18 protein-coding genes and 1 pseudogene are annotated in these 20384 nt (G+C 71.6%); 9 read left to right on the forward strand and 10 right to left on the reverse strand.

Translation table 11 applies throughout. From position 1 onward, the window contains the following. Positions 1 to 166 precede the first annotated feature (166 nt). Positions 167 to 880, forward strand: a complete 714-nt coding sequence (locus ABZ576_RS22785) for a hemolysin III family protein (RefSeq protein ID WP_360743641.1) — start codon at positions 167 to 169, stop codon at positions 878 to 880. A gap of 44 nt (positions 881 to 924) precedes the next feature. Continuing rightward, a pseudogene (locus ABZ576_RS22790) lies at positions 925 to 1796 on the forward strand (IS5 family transposase); the annotation flags it as partial. Between the two features lie 23 nt (positions 1797 to 1819). Here ABZ576_RS22790 and ABZ576_RS22795 read toward each other — a convergent pair. Next, positions 1820 to 3010 (reverse strand): elongation factor Tu, encoded by a 1191-nt coding sequence (locus ABZ576_RS22795; protein ID WP_360743878.1) that lies wholly within the window; start codon positions 3008 to 3010, stop codon positions 1820 to 1822. Between the two features lie 355 nt (positions 3011 to 3365). Between ABZ576_RS22795 and ABZ576_RS22800 the strand changes: the two genes are divergently transcribed. Both ABZ576_RS22800 and ABZ576_RS22805 read left to right on the forward strand, forming a co-directional pair. Next, positions 3366 to 4007: a TetR family transcriptional regulator gene (locus ABZ576_RS22800; RefSeq protein WP_360743643.1), complete on the forward strand. Its 642-nt coding sequence runs from the start codon at positions 3366 to 3368 to the stop codon at positions 4005 to 4007. A gap of 33 nt (positions 4008 to 4040) precedes the next feature. Further along, a complete protein-coding gene (locus ABZ576_RS22805) occupies positions 4041 to 4763 on the forward strand; it encodes a Mut7-C RNAse domain-containing protein (RefSeq protein ID WP_360743646.1) in 723 nt (240 codons plus the stop codon). Here the strand turns inward: ABZ576_RS22805 and ABZ576_RS22810 are convergent. The 7 genes from ABZ576_RS22810 to mca all read right to left on the reverse strand — a co-directional run bounded on the left by ABZ576_RS22810 (position 4760) and on the right by mca (position 14780). Next, positions 4760 to 7156, reverse strand: coding sequence for a galactose oxidase early set domain-containing protein (locus tag ABZ576_RS22810; RefSeq protein ID WP_360743649.1), 2397 nt, complete (start codon positions 7154 to 7156; stop codon positions 4760 to 4762). The two genes, ABZ576_RS22805 and ABZ576_RS22810, sit on opposite strands and share 4 nt — an antisense overlap. Next, positions 7153 to 8337, reverse strand: a complete 1185-nt coding sequence (locus ABZ576_RS22815; protein ID WP_360743653.1) for a polyprenol monophosphomannose synthase — start codon at positions 8335 to 8337, stop codon at positions 7153 to 7155. Before ABZ576_RS22815 ends, ABZ576_RS22810 begins: the two co-directional genes overlap by 4 nt. Beyond that, on the reverse strand, positions 8334 to 9983 hold the full coding sequence (locus tag ABZ576_RS22820) for a phospholipid carrier-dependent glycosyltransferase (RefSeq protein ID WP_360743656.1): 1650 nt from the start codon (positions 9981 to 9983) through the stop codon (positions 8334 to 8336). The genes ABZ576_RS22815 and ABZ576_RS22820 overlap by 4 nt, the downstream gene beginning before the upstream one ends. After that, positions 9980 to 11248, reverse strand: a complete 1269-nt coding sequence (locus ABZ576_RS22825) for a glycosyltransferase (RefSeq protein ID WP_360743659.1) — start codon at positions 11246 to 11248, stop codon at positions 9980 to 9982. Before ABZ576_RS22825 ends, ABZ576_RS22820 begins: the two co-directional genes overlap by 4 nt. A gap of 215 nt (positions 11249 to 11463) precedes the next feature. After that, positions 11464 to 13494 carry a thioredoxin domain-containing protein gene (locus ABZ576_RS22830; protein WP_360743662.1) on the reverse strand — a complete coding sequence of 677 codons (2031 nt, stop codon included), beginning with the start codon at positions 13492 to 13494 and terminating at the stop codon, positions 11464 to 11466. 163 nt (positions 13495 to 13657) lie between these two features. Further along, complete coding sequence (locus ABZ576_RS22835) at positions 13658 to 13906, reverse strand: hypothetical protein (protein ID WP_360743665.1); 249 nt, start codon at positions 13904 to 13906, stop codon at positions 13658 to 13660. After that, positions 13899 to 14780, reverse strand: a complete 882-nt coding sequence (mca, locus tag ABZ576_RS22840) for a mycothiol conjugate amidase Mca (RefSeq protein WP_360743668.1) — start codon at positions 14778 to 14780, stop codon at positions 13899 to 13901. The genes ABZ576_RS22835 and mca overlap by 8 nt, the downstream gene beginning before the upstream one ends. A gap of 156 nt (positions 14781 to 14936) precedes the next feature. Between mca and ABZ576_RS22845 the strand changes: the two genes are divergently transcribed. Together ABZ576_RS22845 and greA are read left to right on the forward strand one after the other, a co-directional pair. After that, a complete protein-coding gene (locus ABZ576_RS22845) occupies positions 14937 to 15335 on the forward strand; it encodes a DUF4307 domain-containing protein (protein ID WP_360743671.1) in 399 nt (132 codons plus the stop codon). 188 nt (positions 15336 to 15523) lie between these two features. After that, positions 15524 to 16021 carry a transcription elongation factor GreA gene (gene greA, locus ABZ576_RS22850; protein WP_360743674.1) on the forward strand — a complete coding sequence of 166 codons (498 nt, stop codon included), beginning with the start codon at positions 15524 to 15526 and terminating at the stop codon, positions 16019 to 16021. Positions 16022 to 16102: 81 nt separating this feature from the next. Here the strand turns inward: greA and ilvA are convergent, their stop codons facing one another. Next, on the reverse strand, positions 16103 to 17332 hold the full coding sequence (gene ilvA / locus ABZ576_RS22855; protein WP_360743676.1) for a threonine ammonia-lyase: 1230 nt from the start codon (positions 17330 to 17332) through the stop codon (positions 16103 to 16105). 161 nt (positions 17333 to 17493) lie between these two features. Here ilvA and ABZ576_RS22860 point away from each other — a divergent pair, with 161 nt between their 5' ends. The 3 genes from ABZ576_RS22860 (at position 17494) to ABZ576_RS22870 (ending at position 18965) form a co-directional block, all read left to right on the forward strand. Then, positions 17494 to 18000, forward strand: coding sequence for a MarR family transcriptional regulator (locus tag ABZ576_RS22860; RefSeq protein ID WP_360743881.1), 507 nt, complete (start codon positions 17494 to 17496; stop codon positions 17998 to 18000). A gap of 130 nt (positions 18001 to 18130) precedes the next feature. After that, the gene (locus ABZ576_RS22865; RefSeq protein WP_360743679.1) at positions 18131 to 18637 is read left to right on the forward strand and encodes a sigma factor-like helix-turn-helix DNA-binding protein; all 507 of its coding nucleotides are present in this window, start codon (positions 18131 to 18133) and stop codon (positions 18635 to 18637) included. 79 nt (positions 18638 to 18716) lie between these two features. Continuing rightward, positions 18717 to 18965, forward strand: a complete 249-nt coding sequence (locus ABZ576_RS22870; RefSeq protein ID WP_360743682.1) for a hypothetical protein — start codon at positions 18717 to 18719, stop codon at positions 18963 to 18965. Positions 18966 to 18975: 10 nt separating this feature from the next. Here ABZ576_RS22870 and ABZ576_RS22875 read toward each other — a convergent pair whose 3' ends face one another. Next, complete coding sequence (locus ABZ576_RS22875) at positions 18976 to 20130, reverse strand: cystathionine gamma-synthase (RefSeq protein WP_360743685.1); 1155 nt, start codon at positions 20128 to 20130, stop codon at positions 18976 to 18978. Between the last annotated feature and the right edge of the window lie 254 nt (positions 20131 to 20384).

A 20384-nucleotide genomic window follows, 5' to 3' on the forward strand; every position in this document is an offset into this window, starting at 1 on the left:
GTCCAGGGGACGTCACAAGTGAGCGACGTGAGGAAGACCACGGTTTCCAGGCCGCTTTGCGGTCCCTTTACGTACCGATTTGCGTAACCTGAAGGATTTTTTGCGTTCGATCGACCAGGGCACGCGCTGATGGTCGACTTACGGCGGCGTCGGTACCATGCGGCCCATGACTGCGTCCGCCCCCGACGCGCCCACGGACTCGCCGGCCGCCGGCCGCGGCCCCGTGGCGCTTTCCTTGCCGCACCCGGTCAAGCCCCGCCTGCGCGGCTGGCTGCACCTCGGCATGTTCCCGGCCGTACTCATCGCGGGCCTCGTGCTCACGGCGCTCGCCGACTCGACCAGAGGCCGCATCGCCTGCGGCATCTACGCCCTGACCGCCTGCCTCCTGTTCGGCGTCAGCGCGCTGTACCACCGGGGCGACTGGAGCCCCCGCATGGACGGCGTCCTGCGCCGCCTGGACCACGCCAACATCTTCCTGATCATCGCGGGCACCTACACCCCGCTGACCATGCTGCTCCTGCCCGGCGCCAAGGGGCAGTGGCTGCTGTGGGGCATCTGGGCCGCGGCGGCGGCCGGCATCGTCTTCCGCGTCTTCTGGGTCGGTGCCCCGCGCTGGCTCTACACGCCCTGCTACATCGCGATGGGCTGGGCCGCCGTCTTCTTCCTGCCCGACTTCCTGCGCACCGGCGGCGTCGCCGTCCTGGTCCTGATCGTCGTCGGCGGCGTGCTCTACAGCGCCGGAGGCGTGGTCTACGGCATCAAGCGCCCGAACCCGTCACCGCGCTGGTTCGGCTTCCACGAGGTCTTCCACTCCTTCACCCTGGCCGCCTTCGTGGTCCACTACGTCGGCATCTCCCTGGTCGCCTACCAGCACGGCTAGGGCCTGTTGCGAAAGTGGATCTTGTTCGTTGATGATCACTTGTCGTGGGACGTGGTGATCTGACGAACGGCCAGTGGGCCCGGCTTGAGCCCTTGCTGCCGACGGGCATCAAGCCGGGCCGGCCGCAGGTGTGGACGCGGCGGCAACTGATAGACGGCATACGGTGGCGGACCCGGACCGGTGCCCCCTGGCGGGACGTGCCCGAACGTTACGGGCCGTGGGACCGGGTCTACGACCTCTTCCGCCGCTGGCAGCGGGACGGGACCTGGGCCCGGATCCTCACCCGGCTCCAGGCCGAAGCCGATGTGAAAGGCCTGATCACCTGGGAGGTCAACGTCGACTCCACCGTCTGCCGGGCCCACCAGCACGCCGCCGGGGCGGCGAAAAAGGGGACCTCCAGAAGGAGCCGCCCGGCGGTGTCTTCGTCGAGCCGGCCGACCACGGCCTCGGACGCTCCCGTGGCGGGCTGACTAGCAAGATCCACCTCGCGGTTGAGCAGGGACAAAAGCCCCTGTCCGTGGTGATCACGGCCGGGCAGCGCGGCGATTCCCCGCAGTTCGAGCCGGTCCTGGAGGCGATCCGGGTGCCCCGGATCGGGCTCGGCAGGCCGCGCAAGCGTCCGGACCTCGTGCGGGCCGATAAGGCGTACGACTCCCGGAGCAACCGCTCCTACCTGCGCAGACGCGGAATCAAGGCAACGATTCCGGTGCCTGCGGACCGGGTGCGCAACCGGCTGAAACGCGGCTCGCGCGGCGGCCGCCCACCGAAGTTCGACAAGGACGACTACAAGCAGCGGCACGCGGTCGAGTGTGGGATCAACCGGCTCAAGCGGCACAGGGCCGTCGCCACGCGGTACGACAAGCTCGCCGTCCGCTACGAGGCGACCGTGCTGGTTGCAGCCATCAACGAATGGTTGTGGCCAGCACGGTCGAGCTCGCTTCAGCCGAGAATTCCCCGGATCACGGCGGCGGCGAGGGTCCGGCCGCCCCCGCGCAGGGCGAGCCTGAGGCCCTCCTCGATCACCGTGGGAGTATCCAGCGTGATGTTCATCTGCACGTTGTCGCCCGGCATGGCCTGGTCGCTGCCGGCGGGCAGTTCGCACGTGCCCGTGATCTCGGCTGCGCGCAGCATGACGCGCACCTTCGAGCCGGTGACGAGGGGGCTATCGGGGCCGCCTTCGTACGGGTCCAGGATGTACGTGTCGCAGGTGAAGCGGGTCTTGGGCGTGATGCTGCCGGGCTTGACGAGAACACTGCCCCGGCGAACGTCGTCTGCGGTGGTGTTCGCCAGCAGGATGGTGACGAGCTCTCCAGCCCTGCCCTCGTCGAGGGTCTTGGCGAACATCTCCAGATCGGCGCAGGAGTCGATCCGGGTGGTGCCGCCCAGGATTTCGACCTTGTCGCCGCGCCTCACAATGCCGCGTTCGACGCGTCCGGTGACGAGGGTGCCACCAGCACCGGCAGTAGTGCTTACGACAGGCATGAGGAAGGGCTGGTCGACCGCCCGGATGGGCTCCGGCACGTAGGCGTCCAGGGTCTCCGCCAGTCTCTTGACCGCGGTGGTTCCCATCTCGTTGTCGTCCTTGCCCTCAAGGGCCATCCGGGCCGACCCGACGATGACCGGCGTGTCGCCGCCCGGGTAGTCGTACGTGTCGAGCAGGTCGCGGACTTCCGCCTCGACGAGTTCGATCAGGTGGGCGTCGTCGGTCAGGTCCGCCTTGTTGAGAAAGACGACGATGTACGGGACGCCGGCCTGGCGGGCCAGCACAATGTGCTCGCGGGTCTGCGGCATGGGTCCGTCCGCAGCGGACACCACCAGGACAGCCGCGTCCGCCACGGACGCCCCCCACATCATGTTGCCGGCCAAGTCGTGGCGCCCCGGTGTGTCCGTGTGCGCGTAGTGGCGCCTGTCGGTGTTGTACTCGACATGCCGGGGGTGGATGGTGGCTCCCTGCTCCTTCTCCTCCGGCGAGGAATCAAGCTGGTCGACACCCACCGCAGCATCACCGACAGCCTCAGAGCAGACACGGGCGAGTGCCGCTGTGAGCGTGGTCTTCCCGTGACCGACGTGACCGATGGTCGCCACGTTCACGTGCGGTAGGGACCGATCGAACTCTGCGCGCTCCGTCATTTCAGGCTCCTCACTACCAGTCGGCCAGTACATTAGGTAATCATACCGTTACCGAAAGTGTTCAAGGTGGCCTCTCAGCTACTCATCCGAGTAGCTCCGAAGGCGATGGACCTCGCCGCTTCCACATCCGCGTCCGCAGAGTTCGGCATCAGGCTGACGGCGTCTGCTCGGGCCCACTCACCACTCTTCGTCCCGCGCAGCCTCAAGAAGCAGGGCCACTTTCACAACACGCCCTAGGCCGCGCCCCCGTCTCTCCCCCGGCCACGACTGGCCCGAGTCGTGGCCGTTCCCGTCCCGCCGACGGCGTGCCGGGCCGGTCCGGTCCGATGGCCGCGTCCGGAACCCATGCCGGACAATGACCCGCATGACCGCCGCGCGTTCCCCCTACTCCCCCGCCGGCCGCCCCCGACCCGGGCTGCGGGAGCGGAAGAAGATCAAGACGCGGGAGGCGATCCGCGCGGCGGCCTACGCGCTGATCAGGGAGCGGGGGTACGACGCCACGACGATCGAGCGGATCGCCGAGCGGGCCGAGGTGTCGCCGTCGACCGTCTTCCGGTACTTCCCCGCCAAAGAGGACATCGTCCTCACCGACGAGTACGACCCGCTGATGCTCCAGGAGCTGCGCGCACGGCCCGCCGACGAGCCGTGGACGGACTCCCTGCGGCACGTGATCCGCAAGTCCCTGGAGCTGAGCGAGCAGGAGGATCCCGAGGTGCTCCGGCTGCGGGCACGCCTCGGGGTCGAGGTACCCGCCGTCCGCTCCCGCTACTTCGAGAGCATGGCGGAGACCGGCCGCCTGCTCCGCCAGGCCCTCGGGGAGCGCACGGGCCGCGACCCGGAGAGCCTGGAGGTGCGCGTCCAGGCGATGGCCCTCGTCGGCGGCATGATGGAGGTCTCCCTGTACTGGGCGGAGAACGGCTTCCAGGGCGAACTGCGCGACCTCATGGACCGGGCCCTGGACGTCCTGCGGGACGGCCTCGGCCCCGCAAACCCCTGAGGGTGAGCACACGGTCCGTGACATCCTGACGGGGTGAACGGACCCGAGATCCACGTCGAAGTCGCCCCCGCCCTCCACCTGTTCGTACCGGCCGCCCGGCGCGGCGGCGCCACGGCACTGGCCACGGACGGCGTCTCGACGCTCGGCCATGTGATCGAGTCCCTCGGGGTGCCGCTGACCGAGGTCGGCACGCTGGTCGTGGACGACCGCGCGGTGCCCGCCTCCCACGTGCCGCGCGCGGGCGAACGCGTCTCGGTCCGTGCGGTGGAACGCCCGCAGCGGGTTCCCGGAGCCCCCTTGCGCTTCCTCCTCGACGTCCACCTCGGCACCCTGGCCCGCCGGCTGCGGCTGCTCGGCGTGGACACGGCGTACGAGTCGACGGACATCGGGGACCCGGCGCTGGCCGCCCGCTCGGCGGCCGAGAAGCGGGTGATGCTCAGCCGCGACCGGGGGCTGCTGCGCCGCCGGGAACTGTGGGCGGGCGCGTTCGTCTACAGCACCCGCCCCGACGACCAGCTGAACGACGTCCTGGACCGCTTCGCCCCCGACCTGCGCCCGTGGACCCGCTGCACCGCCTGCAACGGGCTGCTCCGGCAGGCCACCAAGGACGAGGTCGCCGGCCAGCTCAAGGGCGGCACCCAGCGGTCGTACGACGTCTTCGCCCAGTGCACGGCCTGCGGCCGGGCGTACTGGAAGGGCGCGCACCACGAACAGCTGGAGGCCATCGTGGAGCGCGCCCTGGCGGAGCACGGTTAGCGCCTGCTCACGTCCCTCTTCCCGCACGCGGTGCCGTTCCGGTCGCGGTCCAGCCCGAGCGGGTCGTCACCGCCGTTGACCTTCAGCCGCCCGTAGTGGTTGCGCTCCAGCCAGGCGCAGCGGGCGGCGGCCGTCTTCTTCACCTGCGGCGGGAAGACCGTCGGCACGCACACGTTGGCGGACCCGTAGTGCCGGTCGCAGCCGGAGATCGCCGTGCCGACCTTCTGCGAGGTGCGCTTGCCGCCGGGGCCGGTGACCTTGCCGGTCAGGGAGTCGGCGAAGGAGTGGACGTGCGGGGAGGCGGCGCTCAGGGCCGTCGGCCCGCCGAGGTGCACCCACTTCGCCACCGACGGCACCCCGTTCGCGTCCACCGCGAAGAGCATGTACCAGCCGGGCGGGGCGAGGTTGGGGTTGTTCGTCACGTTCAGGTCGACGTTGTTGCCGTCCACCGACAGCGGCAGGTCGACGAAGCGCTGGTTCGGGTCGGAGGAGTGGGTCACCGCGGCCGGGCGGATGAGCTCCGCCTTGGCGACGGGCCGGTCGACCGTGATCCGCTGCGTGTCGCCGTACTTCCACTCCTGGTTGATCACCGAGGTGATCGCCGGCCGGGTGCCCTTGTACAGGTAGGGCGGGGTGTAGATGGACACGTTGTGGTTCCAGGTGCCGTTGCCCGGGTTGTCGCCGGTGGCCATCACGCGGCCGTCGGGCAGCAGGAACGCCGACGAGTGGTACCCGCGGGCCTCGGGGTCGGCGGCCACCGGGTCGAAGGTGCCGGTGCCGGGGTCGTAGAGCGACGACTCGTACACCGGGTCGGCCCGGTTGTGCAGGGCGCCGCCGGTCTCCAGCACCTTGCCGTCGGGCAGGAGCACCGCGGAGACGTACATCTTGCCCTGGCCGCCGGTCTGCGCCACCTTGCCGTTGCCGAGGTCGACCGTGCCCTGCGGGATCGGCGGGCCGGCGACGTACGACGGGTCCGGCTGCTTGAGGTCGATCAGGTCGGTGAGCCGGTTGGCGTCGGGGTTGGAGTCGATGTTGCCGCCGCCGAGGGTGAGCACCCTCTGGTCCTGCGCCGGGGGCAGCAGCACGGACGCCGACTGGTCACGCTCGTCCTTCTTCTGCAGGCCCGGGATCTGGGTGACCGTGTTGGCGTCGTAGTCGTAGACCGCCGAGCCGGTGCCCGGGATGTTGTTGCCGAAGACATGGCTGCCCGAGTAGAAGAGGCGGCCGTCCTGCATGAGGATCATCGCCGGGTACAGGCCCCAGTACGACCAGGTCTGGTTGACCTTCCACAGCGGCTGCCACTGCTGCTCCCTGTCCGACCAGCGCTCGGCGGTCACCGACCCGGTGGAGTCCTCGCGGAGCCCGCCGAAGGAGATGACGTCGCCGTTGCCCAGTTCGGTCGCCGACGGGTACCAGTGGCCGTCGTTCAGGTCGTTGGTCCTGGTGTAGGTCTCGGTCTCCGGGTCGAAGAGGTAGCTGTCCTTGAACCCCTCGTAGCCGTGCCCGCCCGCCACCGGGTAGGCCTTGTTGCCGCTCATGACGAGCACCCGGCCGTCCTGGAGCTGGACGTGGCCCGCGCAGAACATGTCCTTCGGCGTGGGGACGACCTTGTAGCCGCCGTTGGCCGGGTCGTACACCGCGGAGGTGAACGTGCCCGCCCGGAACTGCTCCTCGCTGTTGCCGGAGCCGGCGATGAGCAGCACCTTGCCGTTGTTGAGGACGACGGAGTGCATGGAGCGGACCGGGTTCCGCGTCGGCAGGACCGTCCAGCGGCCGTCCGCGCACTGGTCGGCGGTGCCGGTGCACCCGGCGGGCGGGAGCGGGTCGGCGACCTGCTCCATGGTGTAGTCGTCGGTGGTCGCCGAGCCGGTGCCGTAGACGGAGACCCCCCAGGTGATCCGGTCGGTGCCGGCGGGGACCTCCGGGGTGCGGACCGTGGCCCGCGTCCAGCCGGCGGCCGGGGCCAGGGTCTTGAGGTCGGTCCAGTACTGCCAGCCGGCGGTGGTGTCGTGCCGGAAGACGGTGACGTTGGCGTCGGGTGTCGTGGTCTTGTACCAGAGCCCGAGGTCGTACTGCCTGCCGGCGGTGACCACCGGCGCGCAGTCGGTGGATTCGGTGATCAGTGCCTTGCGGTCGCCGTCGACCCGCCGGGTCAGCGTGACCTTCATCGCCCGGGCGCCGGAGTGGGCGTCGGAGACGGTCTCGTAGCCGAAGTCGTTGTCCCCCCAGCCCGACTTCTCCCAGCAGTACGGCATGTCGCCGGTGCCGGCGGTCTCGAAGCCGGGGTTCTTGACGAGGTTGGCGGCCGCGGCGCTCTGCGGCGTGGTGAGGAGCAGGCCGACGGTCAGGGCGCCCACCCCGACCAGCGCGGTCCGTCTGCGGTGTCTGCTCACACGGCTCTCCTTGCGGTCGTACGGTTCCCGCGTCGGCGGCGCGGGAGATAGACCAGCGCCTCCGTGCCCACGAAGCGCAGGACGAACGTCAGCACCAGCGCGAGCGCGGTGGCGGGCAGGGCGCCCACGCCGAAGCGGTCCACGAGCAGCGCGATGAGCGGGATGCGCAGGACGAGGTCGGCGTTGGCGAGCAGGGCGAACCGGCCGAGCCGGTCCCGGCGGCGGCGGTGGGCGCGCCGGTCCCGGAACAGCAGCTGCTCGATGAGCAGGAAGTTCCAGGCGACGCCGAGCTGGTTGGCGAGGATCTCGGCGGGGAGGTAGTGCAGGCCGAGGGCGGTGAGGAGGTACAGGCCCAGCAGGTTGGGCAGGAAACCGCTCACGCCGATCAGGCCGAAGCCGATCAGCCGGGCGAGGGGCGAGGCGGTGCGCAGACCGGCCAGGTGCCGCAGGAAGCGGAAGCCCTCCTTGGCCGTGGACTTGGACTCGCCGGCGTAGCGGTCCTGGAAGACGAAGGGCACCTCGGCGACCCGGCGGGGGCGGCTGCGGACGGCCAGTTCGAGCAGGATCTTGTAACCGAGGGGCTTGAGGACGTCCGGGGTGACCGTGCTGCGGCGGATGGCGAAGAACCCGCTCATCGGGTCGCTGACGCCGCGCAGCCGGCGGGGGAACAGGGCCTTGGTGAGCCAGGTGGCACCGCGGGAGACGGCCACCCGGTAGCCGCCGGCGAGTCCGGCCCGGCTGCCGCCCTCGATGTACCGGGAGGCGACCACGAGTTCGGCGCGGGCGCGCTCACCGGTGGCGACCAGCTCGGGGACCAGGGACGGCGGGTGCTGGCAGTCGCCGTCCATGACGACGATCCACTCCGAGGCCGCCGCCCTGAGCCCTTCGACCACGGCCCCGCCGAGCCCGCCGGCGGGTTCCTCGCGGTGCAGCACGGCCACCGGGAACGGACAGTCCTGCGCGGCCTCGCGGATCACCTCCGGGGTGTCGTCGGTGGAGTCGTCCACGAAGACGACCTCGCAGGGCAGCCGGGCCGGCACCGACTCGGTGACCAGGCGCAGCAGGCGGCGGACGTTCCCCGACTCGTTGAAGGTCGGTACGACGATGGTGACGGCCCCGGGCTCCGGCACCTCGACGGCGTCGAGGCCGGGTACGGGGGCGGTGTACTCGTGGTTGCTCATCGGGCGCCTCCCGCCGCCGCCAGGATCCGCCGGATCTCGACGCGGTCGTCGCCGCTGCCGAAGGTGGCGACCGGGGTGGAGTGCTCGATGGCGGCCCGGACGTTCGGCAGGTCCTTGGCGTCCCGGCGGACGGTCGGCGAGGCGACGACGTAGTCGAGGTCCCGCCAGCCGTGCGGCATGGTCTTGGTGACGGCCGGGTCGAGGTCGGCCTTGTAGAACCAGATGGCGCCGAGCCCGGGCCGGTACCCGGCGTGCACGAGGTCCAGCCAGAGGGCGTCGTCGACGAGGACCCGGGTGTCCTCCGGGTGGTCGACCTCGCCGGCGAGCCAGTGGGAGGCCTGCCGGTAGGGCTTGTTGGCGTCGGCGGTGAGGGCGGTGCGGTCGCCGTCGTACCAGTGGGGGACGACATAGGCGCCCGCGGCGAGTGCGAGGACGCCGGCCAGCGCGTACCGGCCCGCGGAGACGGCCCGTCGCTCGCCCTCGGCGCGCCACCGGCGCAGCACCGCGTGGGTCACCGAGGCCGCGCCGCCGGCCAGCACCAGGGCGAGGAAGGGCAGCGCGCCGATGACGTACATGGCGGGCAGGTAGCCGTCGGGGCGCATCGCCACGGCGGCGAGGACGGCCACCGCCAGGGACGGGCCCGCGAGGGCGCGCGCGGTGACCGACCAGCGCCAGGTGAGGAGCAGCAGGAGGGCTCCGGCGAGCCCGCCGAGGGGCAGGACGCGGTCGTAGTACAGCCAGGAGTGCAGGACCCCGTACGAGCCGGAGCCCGGCTCCAGGATGAATCCGGAACCGGGCCGGGACATCTGGTACTTGATGCCCTCCAGCAGCGACACGTGCCCGCTGCCCGGGAATAGTTCGCCCTTGAGCAGGGCGAAGAGCGGGTAGGAGACGCCGATCAGGAAGCAGGCCGTGACGGCTCCGGTGAGGGCGAACTTGCGGGTGTCGCGGTGGCTGTGCCGCCACATGGTGACGAACAGGGCCGGCAGGACGACGAGCATCGTCTCCTTGGTGAGGACGCCCGCGGCGGCGGCGAGTCCCGCGCCGAAGTGGTGCCAGAGGTGGCGGCTGGGCGAGGCGGCGAGGCAGAACGCCAGCAGCAGCCACGTCACGGCGATGTTGTCGAGGAAGATCTCCCGGCTGAGGACGACCGCGAGCGGGGAGAGCCCGAACAGGGCCATGCCGAGTCCGGCGGCCCAGCGGGGCAGGGAGAGCCGGCGTCCGAGGACGTAGACGAGGACGGCGCTGGTCCCGCTGACCAGGAGCATGGCGGTCCGCATGCCGCCGACCGTCATGGAGCCGGGGCTGAGCGCGGAGGGTATCCAGGTGAGCAGGGCTATCTGGATCCAGCCGAACGGCGGGTGGTCGTACCAGTAGGTGTAGTGGGCGAGGCCCCGGCCCTGCTGGACGGCCCAGGCCTGGGCCAGGTAGGTGCCCTCGTCGTCGCTGAGGGTCGGGTAGGCGGCGGTGTTCCAGCCCTGGACGACGAGGATCGCCGCGAGCAGGACACCGCAGAGCAGCAGGTCGGGGCGGGAGGAGCGGAGCCTCACGGGAGGCTGCGGACGGCCGGCCGGACCGGTCGCGGGCGCAGGCCGGCGTTGCGCGGGGACCTTCGCTCCGGTCGCCGCGGGAAGGGTGGAGGTCACGCGGGAACGTCCTCTCGGATCGGCTCGGCCGCGCCGAGGTGAGCGCCGACGTGGGTGGTCAGCTCCCAGTCGTTGCGGCCGCGCTGTTCGCGCCATACGGCACGGATCGCGGCCCCCGCGAGGAGGACCTGGTAGAAGGGGCCGCCCACGATGAGCTTGACGTAGTGGACGAAGCGGACCCGCAGCCCGTACTGCCGGCCGAAGTCGTGCAGTCCGACCACCTCGAACACGAAGGTGACGGCGGCGGTGACCAGCGGCAGGAAGGTGAGGAAGGCGACCCCGACGGGCACGTCCAGGAAGAGCGCGACGGCCGCGTTCAGCGGGATGATCACGCCGGAGAACGCCTGGAGGAACGGGGTCATCAGGGTGTACCGGGCGAGCAGCCGCTGCCCGAAGCCGGGCAGCTGCCTCCAGTCCTTCTTCCGGTAGACCTGCAAGAAGCCCTGGTTCCAGCGGGTGCGCTGCTTGAGCAGCGACATCAGCGTGCCCGGGGTCTCCTCGCGGGTGACCATGTCCGAGTCGTAGGCGACGACGACCTTCTTGCCGACGCTGGACAGCCGGACGCCGAGGTCGCAGTCCTCGGCGAGGCAGTCGGGGTCCCAGCCGCCCGCCTCGCGCAGCACGTCGGTGCGGACGAAGACGGTGTTGCCGCCGAGCGGGATGAACCCCTTCTGCGCGTGCAGGTGCAGCCGGGAGCGGAACCAGAAGAAGTACTCCAGGCAGTTGCGCAGGCTGTACCAGCTGGAGTGGAAGTTGATGAGCTGCACACCGCCCTGGACGACGTCCGCCCCGGTCGTCCGGAACGCGTGGTCGACGTGGGCGAGCAGCTCGGGATGGACCTGGTCCTCGGCGTCGAAGACCCCGACGACGTCGCCGCGGCAGTGCGGCAGCGCCGTGTTCATGGCCTTGGGCTTGTTCTTCTTGTCGTGGGTGTCGACGACCACCCGCACGCGCGGGTCCCGGGCGGCGGCCCGCTCGGCCACGGCCGTGGTCTCGGGGTCGTCGTGCCCGACGATCACGATGATCTCGAAGGCGGTGTGTGTGGACTCCAGCAGCCGCTGGATGGTGTGGTCGAGCACGGCCTGCTCGTGCCGGGCCGGCACGAGCAGTGAGAACGACCGGTGCCCGGCTCCGTCCGGTCTGCCGAACCGGGTGGAGGCGAGCACCTCGGGCGTGCGCCACGCGTGCATCTGCCACCACAGCGTGAACGCGGCCATCCAGAACAGGGCCAGTGAGACGGCAGCGATGAAGACAGACGTCAGCAAACAGATCCCCCCAGATCCGAAAACCCCCCAAGCGGACGTGACGACCCGTCACGTCCGCTTCGTCGCTGTGGAGAGAGTAGGCGGGATCTGTGAAGTGCGGGAGCTCTTCAGATAAAAAGCCTGTTTCGCATCGCTGGTGCGGATAGCGGGATCTTTCCGAACACTTGCCCGTATTCGACCGGTTCCCGCCGTCCGTTTTTCCCGGAGTGCACCGGTCAGCGCGGGTTCAACGCCGTGCGCAGCCGCTCCGGATCCGCCGTCGGGGCATCGCATGTGAAGTTACGGCAGACGTACGCGACCGGTTCACCGGCCAGCAGCGGCCGGTCGGCGAGGAGCGGGAATTCGTCACTGTCCGGCGTGCCGACCGCCACGACGGCGCCCGGGGCGGTACCGAGGAGGGCGGTGCGGTGCAGGGCGGCCGTGCCCTCGTCGGCGAGGGAGGGCCCGACGACCGCGACCTCCTTCGGCCCGTCCAGCAGCGCCTCGGCGGCGGCCAGCCCCCAGCCGATGAACCGCGGCACGCGCGGCCCGAGCGTCTTCACGATCCCCAGTGCCCGTTCCGCGGCCGTGCGGTGGGCTTCGGAGCCGGTGTGGGCGGCGTAGCCCAGCAGGGCCGCGGCCGCGGCGGTCCAGCCGGAGGGGGCGGCGTTGTCCGTGGGGTCCTGGGGCCTGCGGATGAGCTGCTCGGCGTCGGAGGCGGTGTCGTACAGGCCGCCGGTCTCCGGGTCGGTGAAGCGGGTCAGCACGTGGTCGAGCAGCAGACCGGCGAAGTCGAGCCAGACGCCCTCGCCGGTGACGGAGGCGAGCGCGAGGAAGCCCTCGGCGACGTCGGCGTAGTCCTCCAGCACCCCCGCGTTGGCACCGACGCGGCCGTCCTTGCTGGTGCGGGCCAGCCGGCCGTGTTCGTCGAGGTGGACGCGGACGAGCAGGTCGGCGGCGCCGAGGGCGGCCTCGGTCAGGTCGGGCCGGTCGAAGTAGGCGCCGGTCTCGGCGAGCGCGGCGACGGCGAGCCCGTTCCAGGCGGCGACGACCTTGTCGTCCCGGCCCGGGGCGGGCCGCCCGGCCCGCTCCCGCAGCAGCCGGCTGCGGACGGAGGCGATCTTCTCGGCGTCGAACACGCCCTCGGTCTGCGGGAGCTGGAGGACGGACCTGCCGTGCTCGAAGGTGCCCTCCTCGGTCACACCGAAGTACTGGGCGGCCGGTTCGGCGTCCTCGCCGAGCACCTCGCGCAGCTGTTCGGGCGTCCAGACGTAGTACGCCCCCTCCACGTGCCGCCCGCTGCCGTCGTCGCTGTCGGCGTCCAGGGCGGAGGCGAACCCGCCCTCGTCGGTGCGCAGCTCCCGGACCATGAAGTCGGCGGTCTCCAGTGCGACCCGCCGGGCGAGGTCCGAGCCGGTGGCCCGCCACAGGTGGGCGTACACCCGGCACAGCAGCGCGTTGTCGTACAGCATCTTCTCGAAGTGGGGCACGACCCAGTCGCGGTCGACGGAATAGCGGGCGAACCCGCCGCCGAGCTGGTCGTAGATCCCGCCCCGGGCCATCCGCTCACACGTGTCGCGGGCCATCTGGAGAGCGCCCTCGGCGCCGGTCCGCGCGTGGTGCCGCAGCAGGAACTCCAGCACCATGGACGGCGGGAACTTCGGGGCGCCGCCGAATCCGCCGCGCTGCGGGTCGTACTCGCGGGTGAGGCCGAGGAGGGCCTGGGCGAGTTCCTGATCGCCGGGGGCCTCGGCGGCCTGGCGGACGATCTCCCGCTGGGCGAGGTCGCGGGCGATCTTCCCGGCGACCTCGCCGACCTCGTCGCGCCGCGTCGCCCAGGCCTGCTGGACGCCCTCCAGCACCTGCCGGAAGGAGGGCATGCCGTGGCGCGGCGCGGGCGGGAAGTAGGTGCCGAAGTAGAACGGCTCCGCGTCCGGGGTGAGGAAGACGGTCATGGGCCAGCCGCCCTGGCCGGTGGCCGCCTGGACGGCCTCCATGTAGACGGCGTCGACGTCCGGCCGCTCCTCGCGGTCGACCTTGACACTGACGAAGTGCTCGTTGAGGTAGTCCGCGGTGGCCCGGTCCTCGAAGGACTCGTGGGCCATGACGTGACACCAGTGGCAGCTGGAGTACCCGACGCTCAGCAGTACGGGTCTGCCGGTCCTGCGGGCCTCGTCGAAGGCCTCGGCCGACCACGGCCACCAGTCGACGGGGTTGTCGGCGTGCTGGAGCAGATACGGGGACGTCTCATGGGCCAGTCGGTTCACCGTTCCACTCTCCCACGGGCTCCGGCACCGCGGAGAGACGCGAGAGCACCGGGCGCGCCACCTGCGGCCCCTCCGCGGCGGGGCCGGCCGCCGCGCACGGCTGCGGACCGCCACGCCCGACAGGTGCCGGGGGTGGCGGTACGGCGGGGCCGTGGCCCCGCGGTCAGCCCTGCCGGGCCGTGGAGTCGGTCTTCGCCCCGGCCTGCTCCGCGTCGGGGTCCGGCGACTCCTTGAAGTCGACCTTCTGCATGTGCTTGTTCATCGACTTCATCAGGCCCCACACGGCCACGGCCATCACCGCGAAGACGACGAAGCCGAGGACGCCGGGGGTGACCTTGTTCTTGTCCACCTCCGCGGCGAGGGGGACGAGGTGCGTCACTGCCAGGCTCACGCTTGCGCTCATGTCAGGCATTGTCCCGGATGCCCGCGAAGAGGTCGTCCTCGGGGATGGAGGAATCGACCAGGGACTTCGCCAGCTCGTACTCCTCCGTCGGCCAGACCTCCTTCTGGACCTCCATCGGCACCTTGAACCAGCCGCCGTCCGGGTCGATCTGCGTGGCGTGGGCGATCAGCGCCTTGTCGCGGATCTCGAAGAAGTCCGCGCACGGGATGTGCGTGGTCAGCGTGCGCTCGGTGCGCTCGAACTCGTCCCACCGCTTGAGCCACTCCCCGTACGGCGACTCCAGGCCGCGGTCGAGCATGGCCTGGTGCAGCGCCTGGGTGCGGGGGCGGTTGAAGCCCTGGTTGTAGTAGAGCTTCAGCGGCTGGTAGGCCGGGCCGAACTCGGCCTCGGGGTACTTCTCGGTGTCCGCCGCGCCCTCGAACGCCACCATGGAGATCTTGTGGGTCATGATGTGGTCGGGGTGCGGGTAGCCGCCGTTCTCGTCGTAGGTGGTGATCACCTGCGGACGGAAGGAGCGGATCTTCCGCACCAGCTCGCCGGCCGCCTTGTCGACGTCCTCCAGGGCGAAGCAGCCCTCGGGCAGCGGCGGCAGCGGGTCGCCCTCCGGCAGGCCGGAGTCGACGAAGCCGAGCCACTCCTGCTTGACGCCGAGGATCTCCCGGGCCTCGTCCATCTCCTTGCGGCGCACCTCGTGGATGTTCTCCTCGATGTAGGCGTCGCCCTGGAGCTTCGGATTGAGGATGGACCCGCGCTCGCCGCCGGTGCAGGTCACCACCAGCACGTCCACCCCCTCGGACACGTACTTCGCCATGGTGGCCGCACCCTTGCTCGATTCGTCGTCGGGGTGCGCGTGCACGGCCATCAGTCGCAACTGGTCAGTCAAGACTCAATCCTCGGTCAGTCGGCGCCCCGGGTTCCTGGGGCATTCATAGGGTGCCGTCCCGGCGGGACGTCGTTGAGGGGTGGCGGTCGGGCGGCGGGCTGGAGGCTTCTATAGTGACCGAAACGGGGGGCGAATAATTCCGCGGAGAGGACGATCATGAGTACCGCGAGCACGCGGCTGCCCGAGGGCCGCTACGGCCGCTCCTCGGACGAGCGCGCCGACCGCAAGCTCAAGATCGCCGGCGCGGTGCTGGGCGCGGTCCTGCTCGCGCTGGTCGGTTACTTCGCCTACCACTATGTCGCGCGCAACGAGATCAGCGCCGAGGTCATCAGTTTCCAGGCGTCCGACGACGCGGTCCGGGTGCACCTGGAGGTGCGCAAGGACTCCGGTGCCTCCGGCTACTGCACCCTGCGGTCCCAGTCGGTGGACGGCGCCGAGGTGGGCAGGGCCGACTTCCGCTTCTCCGGACCGGCCACACGGATCGACGAGGTCGTCACCCTCCGTACGACGAACCGGGGCACGACGGCCCAGCTGCTGGGCTGCCACGCCGGCTGACACGCCGCGGCGCTCCTCCGTCCGCCCGGAATACGTAGGCCCCGACCTGCGTTGACGTAACTCTCATGGCTTATGTCCTCCCCCTTCGGCCGGTGAATTGTTAGGCTCGTGGTTTCGCCCATCCAAGAGGAGACATGCTTCTGGGGAGGGCGATGCTTTGTATTCCCAGTACCGACGAGGAGCACCCTGTGACCCAGACCAGCGAGAACGTCACCTGGCTGACCCAGGAGGCGTACAACAAGCTCAAGGACGAGCTTGAGTACCTTACTGGTCCTGCGCGCACGGAGATCGCCGCCAAGATCGCGGCCGCGCGCGAGGAGGGCGACCTGCGCGAGAACGGCGGGTACCACGCGGCCAAGGAGGAGCAGGGCAAGCAGGAGCTGCGTGTACGCCAGCTGACCCAGCTCCTCGAGAACGCGAAGGTCGGCGAGGCGCCGGCCGCGAACGGTGCCGTCGCGCCGGGCATGGTCGTCACGATCGCCTTCGACGGTGACGAGGACGACACGCTGACGTTCCTGCTCGCCTCCCGTGAGTACGCGAGCGCCGACATCGAGACCTACTCGCCGCAGTCCCCGCTCGGCACCGGTGTCATCGGCCACAAGGTCGGCGAGGACGCGGAGTACGAGCTGCCGAACGGCAAGAAGGCCTCGGTGCGGATCCTGAAGGCCGAGCCCTACACCGCCTGAGCCGCCCCCGGACCGATTCCCGGCCCCCGGCGCCCGCAGGGCGGCCGGGGGCCTGTGCGTTGCGCCCGTCCGCCGGCCGGGTCAGTCGATGACCGTGTAGCCGGCGCCCCGGAGGGCCTGGCCGACCTCGGTGCAGTGGGCCGGGCCCTTCGTCTCCAGGTGCAGCTCCACCTCCGCCTCCGTCAGGCCCAGCCGGGGGTCGGTGCGGACGTGGCTGACGTCGAGCACGTTGGCGTCGACCGCGGACAGCACCCCGAGGAGCATGGCGAGGGCGCCCGGCCGGTCCGTCAGCCGCAGTCGTACGGCCAGGTAGCGGCCCTGCGCCGCCATGCCGTGCCGCAGCACGCGCTGCATCAGCACCGGGTCGACGTTGCCGCCGGACAGGACCGTGACGACCGGGCCCTCGAAGGCGTCCGGCGCGGCCAGCAGCGCCGCGACCGGGCTCGCCCCGGCCGGCTCCACGACCAGCTTGGCCCGCTCCAGGCACAGCAGCAGCGCCGCCGACAGCTGGTCCTCGCTGACCGTGCGGACCTCGTCCACCAGCTCGCCGACGATGCCGAACGGCACCTCGCCGGGCCGTCCCACCTTGATGCCGTCGGCCATCGTCGCGGGGTTCTCCAGCGACACCGGGCGCCCGGCGGCCAGCGAGGGCGGGTAGCAGGCGGCGCCCTCCGCCTGCACGCCGACGATCCGGACGTCCGGCCGCAGCGCCTTGACCGCCACCGCGATGCCGGCCGCCAGCCCGCCGCCGCCCATGCCGACCACGACGGTCCGCACCTCCGGGCACTGCTCCAGGATCTCCAGGCCGACCGTGCCCTGGCCGGCGATCACGTCCGGGTGGTCGAAGGGGTGGATGAACACCGCGCCGGTCCCGGCCGCGTACTCCTGGGCGGCGGCCAGCGTCTCGTCGACCACCTGGCCGTGCAGGCGCACCTCGGCGCCGTACTCCCGGGTCGCGCTGATCTTCGGAAGCGGGGCGCCCCGGGGCATGAACACCGTCGCGTGCACGCCCAGCAGCGCGGAGGCCAGCGCCACGCCCTGCGCGTGGTTGCCGGCGCTCGCGGCCACCACGCCGGCCGCCCGCTCCTCCGGCAGCAGTCCGGCGATCCGCACGTAGGCGCCGCGCAGCTTGAAGGAGCCGGTCCGCTGGAGGTTCTCGCACTTCAGGTGCACCGGTGCCCCGACCAGCTGGGACAGGTGCCGGCTGCCCTCCATCGCGGTCACCCGCGCCACGCCCGAGAGCATCTTCTGGGCGCCGCGCACATCGTCCAGGGTGACGGAACGCAGGATGTCGGCCGTGCCGTAGCTCATAACCCCAGCATCGCAGTTCACGATGGCGCACGACGGGTGTGACCAAGCTGCGAGACCGGTTTGCGCAGCCCCGGTACGGCCCGGCGCCGGGCCGCGTACCCTGTCCCCCAACCCAGCAGCCTTCATGAAGCGAGCCTCCGGCCATGCCCACAACACCTGAAATGTCGATGGACATGACGACCGTCGGTGACACCGGTCTCCTCGACACCCTCCAGCACGAGGTGGCGCTGTTCGCCCGCCGTGCCGAACAGACCCGGCTCGGCGGCGTCGGCCAGGTGCGCAACTCCATGGACCGGGCCGCGTACCTGCTGCTCAACCGTCTCGACAAGGAAGGCCCGATGGGCGTCAAGGCGCTCGCGGCGAGCATGGGCATCGACTCCTCGACGGTCACCCGGCAGGTGGCGCCCCTGGTCGACACCGGCCTCGTCAAGCGGACCTCGCACCCGGAGGACGGGCGCGCGGTGGTGCTGCAGCTGTCCCCGCGCGGCGCCGCCCGGCTGGAGGAGGTGCGCTCCTCCCGGCGTCAGCTCATGGCCGAGCTGACACACGACTGGGCGCCGCAGGAGCGCGAGCAGTTCTGCACGCTCCTCACCCGCTTCAATGACGCCCTCTCCGCGCGGATGGCCCTGCAGGGGGTCCCGGCGGCGGAGCAGCCGCCGGCCTCCTGAGCCGCCTGGTGCGCGGGTGCGGTCCGCGGTCTTGACCCCGGGCCGCCACTGGCCTCATATGAGACCGGGTCCCCGCCGTGCGCGGTCCGCCTGTGCCGCAGCGGACGGGGCCCCGGCGGGGGGAGGCGCGGTGCGTGATCGGCGGGTGGCCCGGGAGGCCCGGCGGGCCCGGGAGTTCGAGGCGTTCGTCGCGGGTGCGGCCGGGCGCCTGCTGCACGCCGCCACGCTGCTGACCGCGGAGGCGCCGGACGCCAACCCGCGCGCCCGCCGGCTGCTGACGCTCGCGCTCGCCCACACCTACGCCCGCTGGGACCGGTTGCGCGGCGAGGACCCGTACGACTGCGCCCGGCAGCACCTCGCCACGCGCTTCGCGCGCGTGACCTGGCACCGGTACGGCGCCCTGGTCCGGGCCCGGCCGGATCCGCGCGCCCCGCTCGCCTCGCTGGCCCCGCGGGAGCGCCTGGTCCTGGTGCTGCGGCTGTACGAGGGGGTCGCCGAGGAGCAGACGGCCGCCCTGCTCGCTCTGCCCGCGGAACGGGTCCGCACCGTCTGCGACCGCGCGGCGGCCACCCTCCTGCACCCCGTCCGGCCGGCCGCGCCCCGCGCGGCGGGCGGCCCTGAGCCGGCTGCGTCATGAGGGGGACACGGCGGGTGCGCCGCCCGGCGCACGGAAGGCCCCGTCGCCGGGGCCGTGGAGCGCGGGACGGGAGGTCGCGGTGAACCGGTCCGAACGGGAGGCCGCCGTGCGGCGGATCATGGAGCAGGGCACGGTGGCGGTGCCGCCGGAGCTGTGCGCGGACGCGGTGCGCCACGGGGACCGTCTGCTCCGGCGGTGGCGGCTCGTCCGCCGGGTGCTGTGGCTGCTGGCGTGGGCCGCGGCCGTCGCGTTCGCCGTGTGGGCGGCGGACGCCCACCCGTGGGTGGAGCCGCCCTCGCAGACGACTCCACCGGTCACCGGCTGGTGAGACCCGGCTGCTAGCCGAGGGCCTGCTGGAGGTCCTCCACCAGGTCGTCGACGTTCTCGATGCCGACCGACAGGCGCACCAGGTCGCCCGGCACCTCCAGCGCGGAGCCGGCCGCGGAGGCGTGCGTCATCCGGCCGGGGTGCTCGATGAGGGACTCGACACCGCCGAGGGACTCGCCGAGGGTGAACACGCGGGCGCGGTTGCACACCTCGACCGCGGCCTCCTCGCCGCCCTCGACCCGGAACGACACCATGCCGCCGAACGCCCGCATCTGCTTGGCGGCGACCTCGTGGCCCGGGTGCTCCGGCAGCCCCGGGTAGAGCACGCTCGTCACGCGCGGGTGCCGGGTCAGCATGTCGGCGATCTTCGTGGCGTTCTCGCTGTGCCGGTCCATGCGCACCGCGAGGGTCTTGGTGCCGCGCAGCACCAGCCAGGAGTCGAAGGGGCCCGCGACGGCGCCCATCGCGTTCTGGTGGTAGGCGAGCTCCTCGCCGAGCGTCTGGTCGGAGACGATCAGCGCGCCGCCGACCACGTCCGAGTGTCCGCCCATGTACTTGGTGAGCGAGTGCACGACGACGTCCGCGCCGAGCGTGAGCGGCTGCTGGAGGTAGGGGGTGGCGAAGGTGTTGTCGACGACCAGCTTCGCGCCCGCGTCGTGGGCGACCTGGGCGACGGCGGAGATGTCGGTGATGCCGAGCAGCGGGTTGGAGGGGGTCTCCACCCAGACGGCCTTGGTCTTCGGGGTGATCGCGGCCCGGACGGCGGCCGGGTCGGCGGTGTCGGCGACCGACCACTCCACCCCCCAGCGGGTGGCGACCTTGGCGAAGAGCCGGAAGGTGCCGCCGTAGGCGTCGTTGGGGATCACCACGTGGTCGCCCGGGGTGAGCAGCGTACGCAGCAGGGTGTCCTCGGCCGCCAGGCCGGACGCGAAGGCCAGGCCGCGGCGGCCGGCCTCCAGCGCGGCGAGGTTCTCCTCCAGGGCGGTGCGGGTCGGGTTGGCGCTCCGGCTGTACTCGTAGCCGCCGCGCAGCCCTCCGACGCCGTCCTGCTTGTAGGTCGAGACCTGGTAGATCGGCGGGACGACCGCGCCGGTGAGGGGATCCGCGGTGTTGCCCGCGTGGATCGCGAGGGTCTCGAAGTGCTGACTGATATGCCTGTCGCTCATGTGCATCGAGCGTAGTGCTCCTGACCGGATCCTGGCGCCCGACGGGCATCCCGGGTACGGGCGCGAGGGTCTTCCGCGCAGGAGCACCCACGCCGGCGCGCCCGCACCGCGCGCCGGCTGTCATGCACACGTGCGGTGGTGAGGCGGTGGTGGGCCCGGGGGCGCCTGTGACGTCCGGCGCGGCCCCGCGGCTCGCTGACCTGCCCTGGTCGGGAGTTTTCCACAGGGGCGGTGGCGGGGTTCGCCAAGTGGTG

It is taken from the genome of Streptomyces sp. NPDC013455 (genome assembly GCF_040632975.1).
GTDB lineage: Bacteria > Actinomycetota > Actinomycetes > Streptomycetales > Streptomycetaceae > Streptomyces.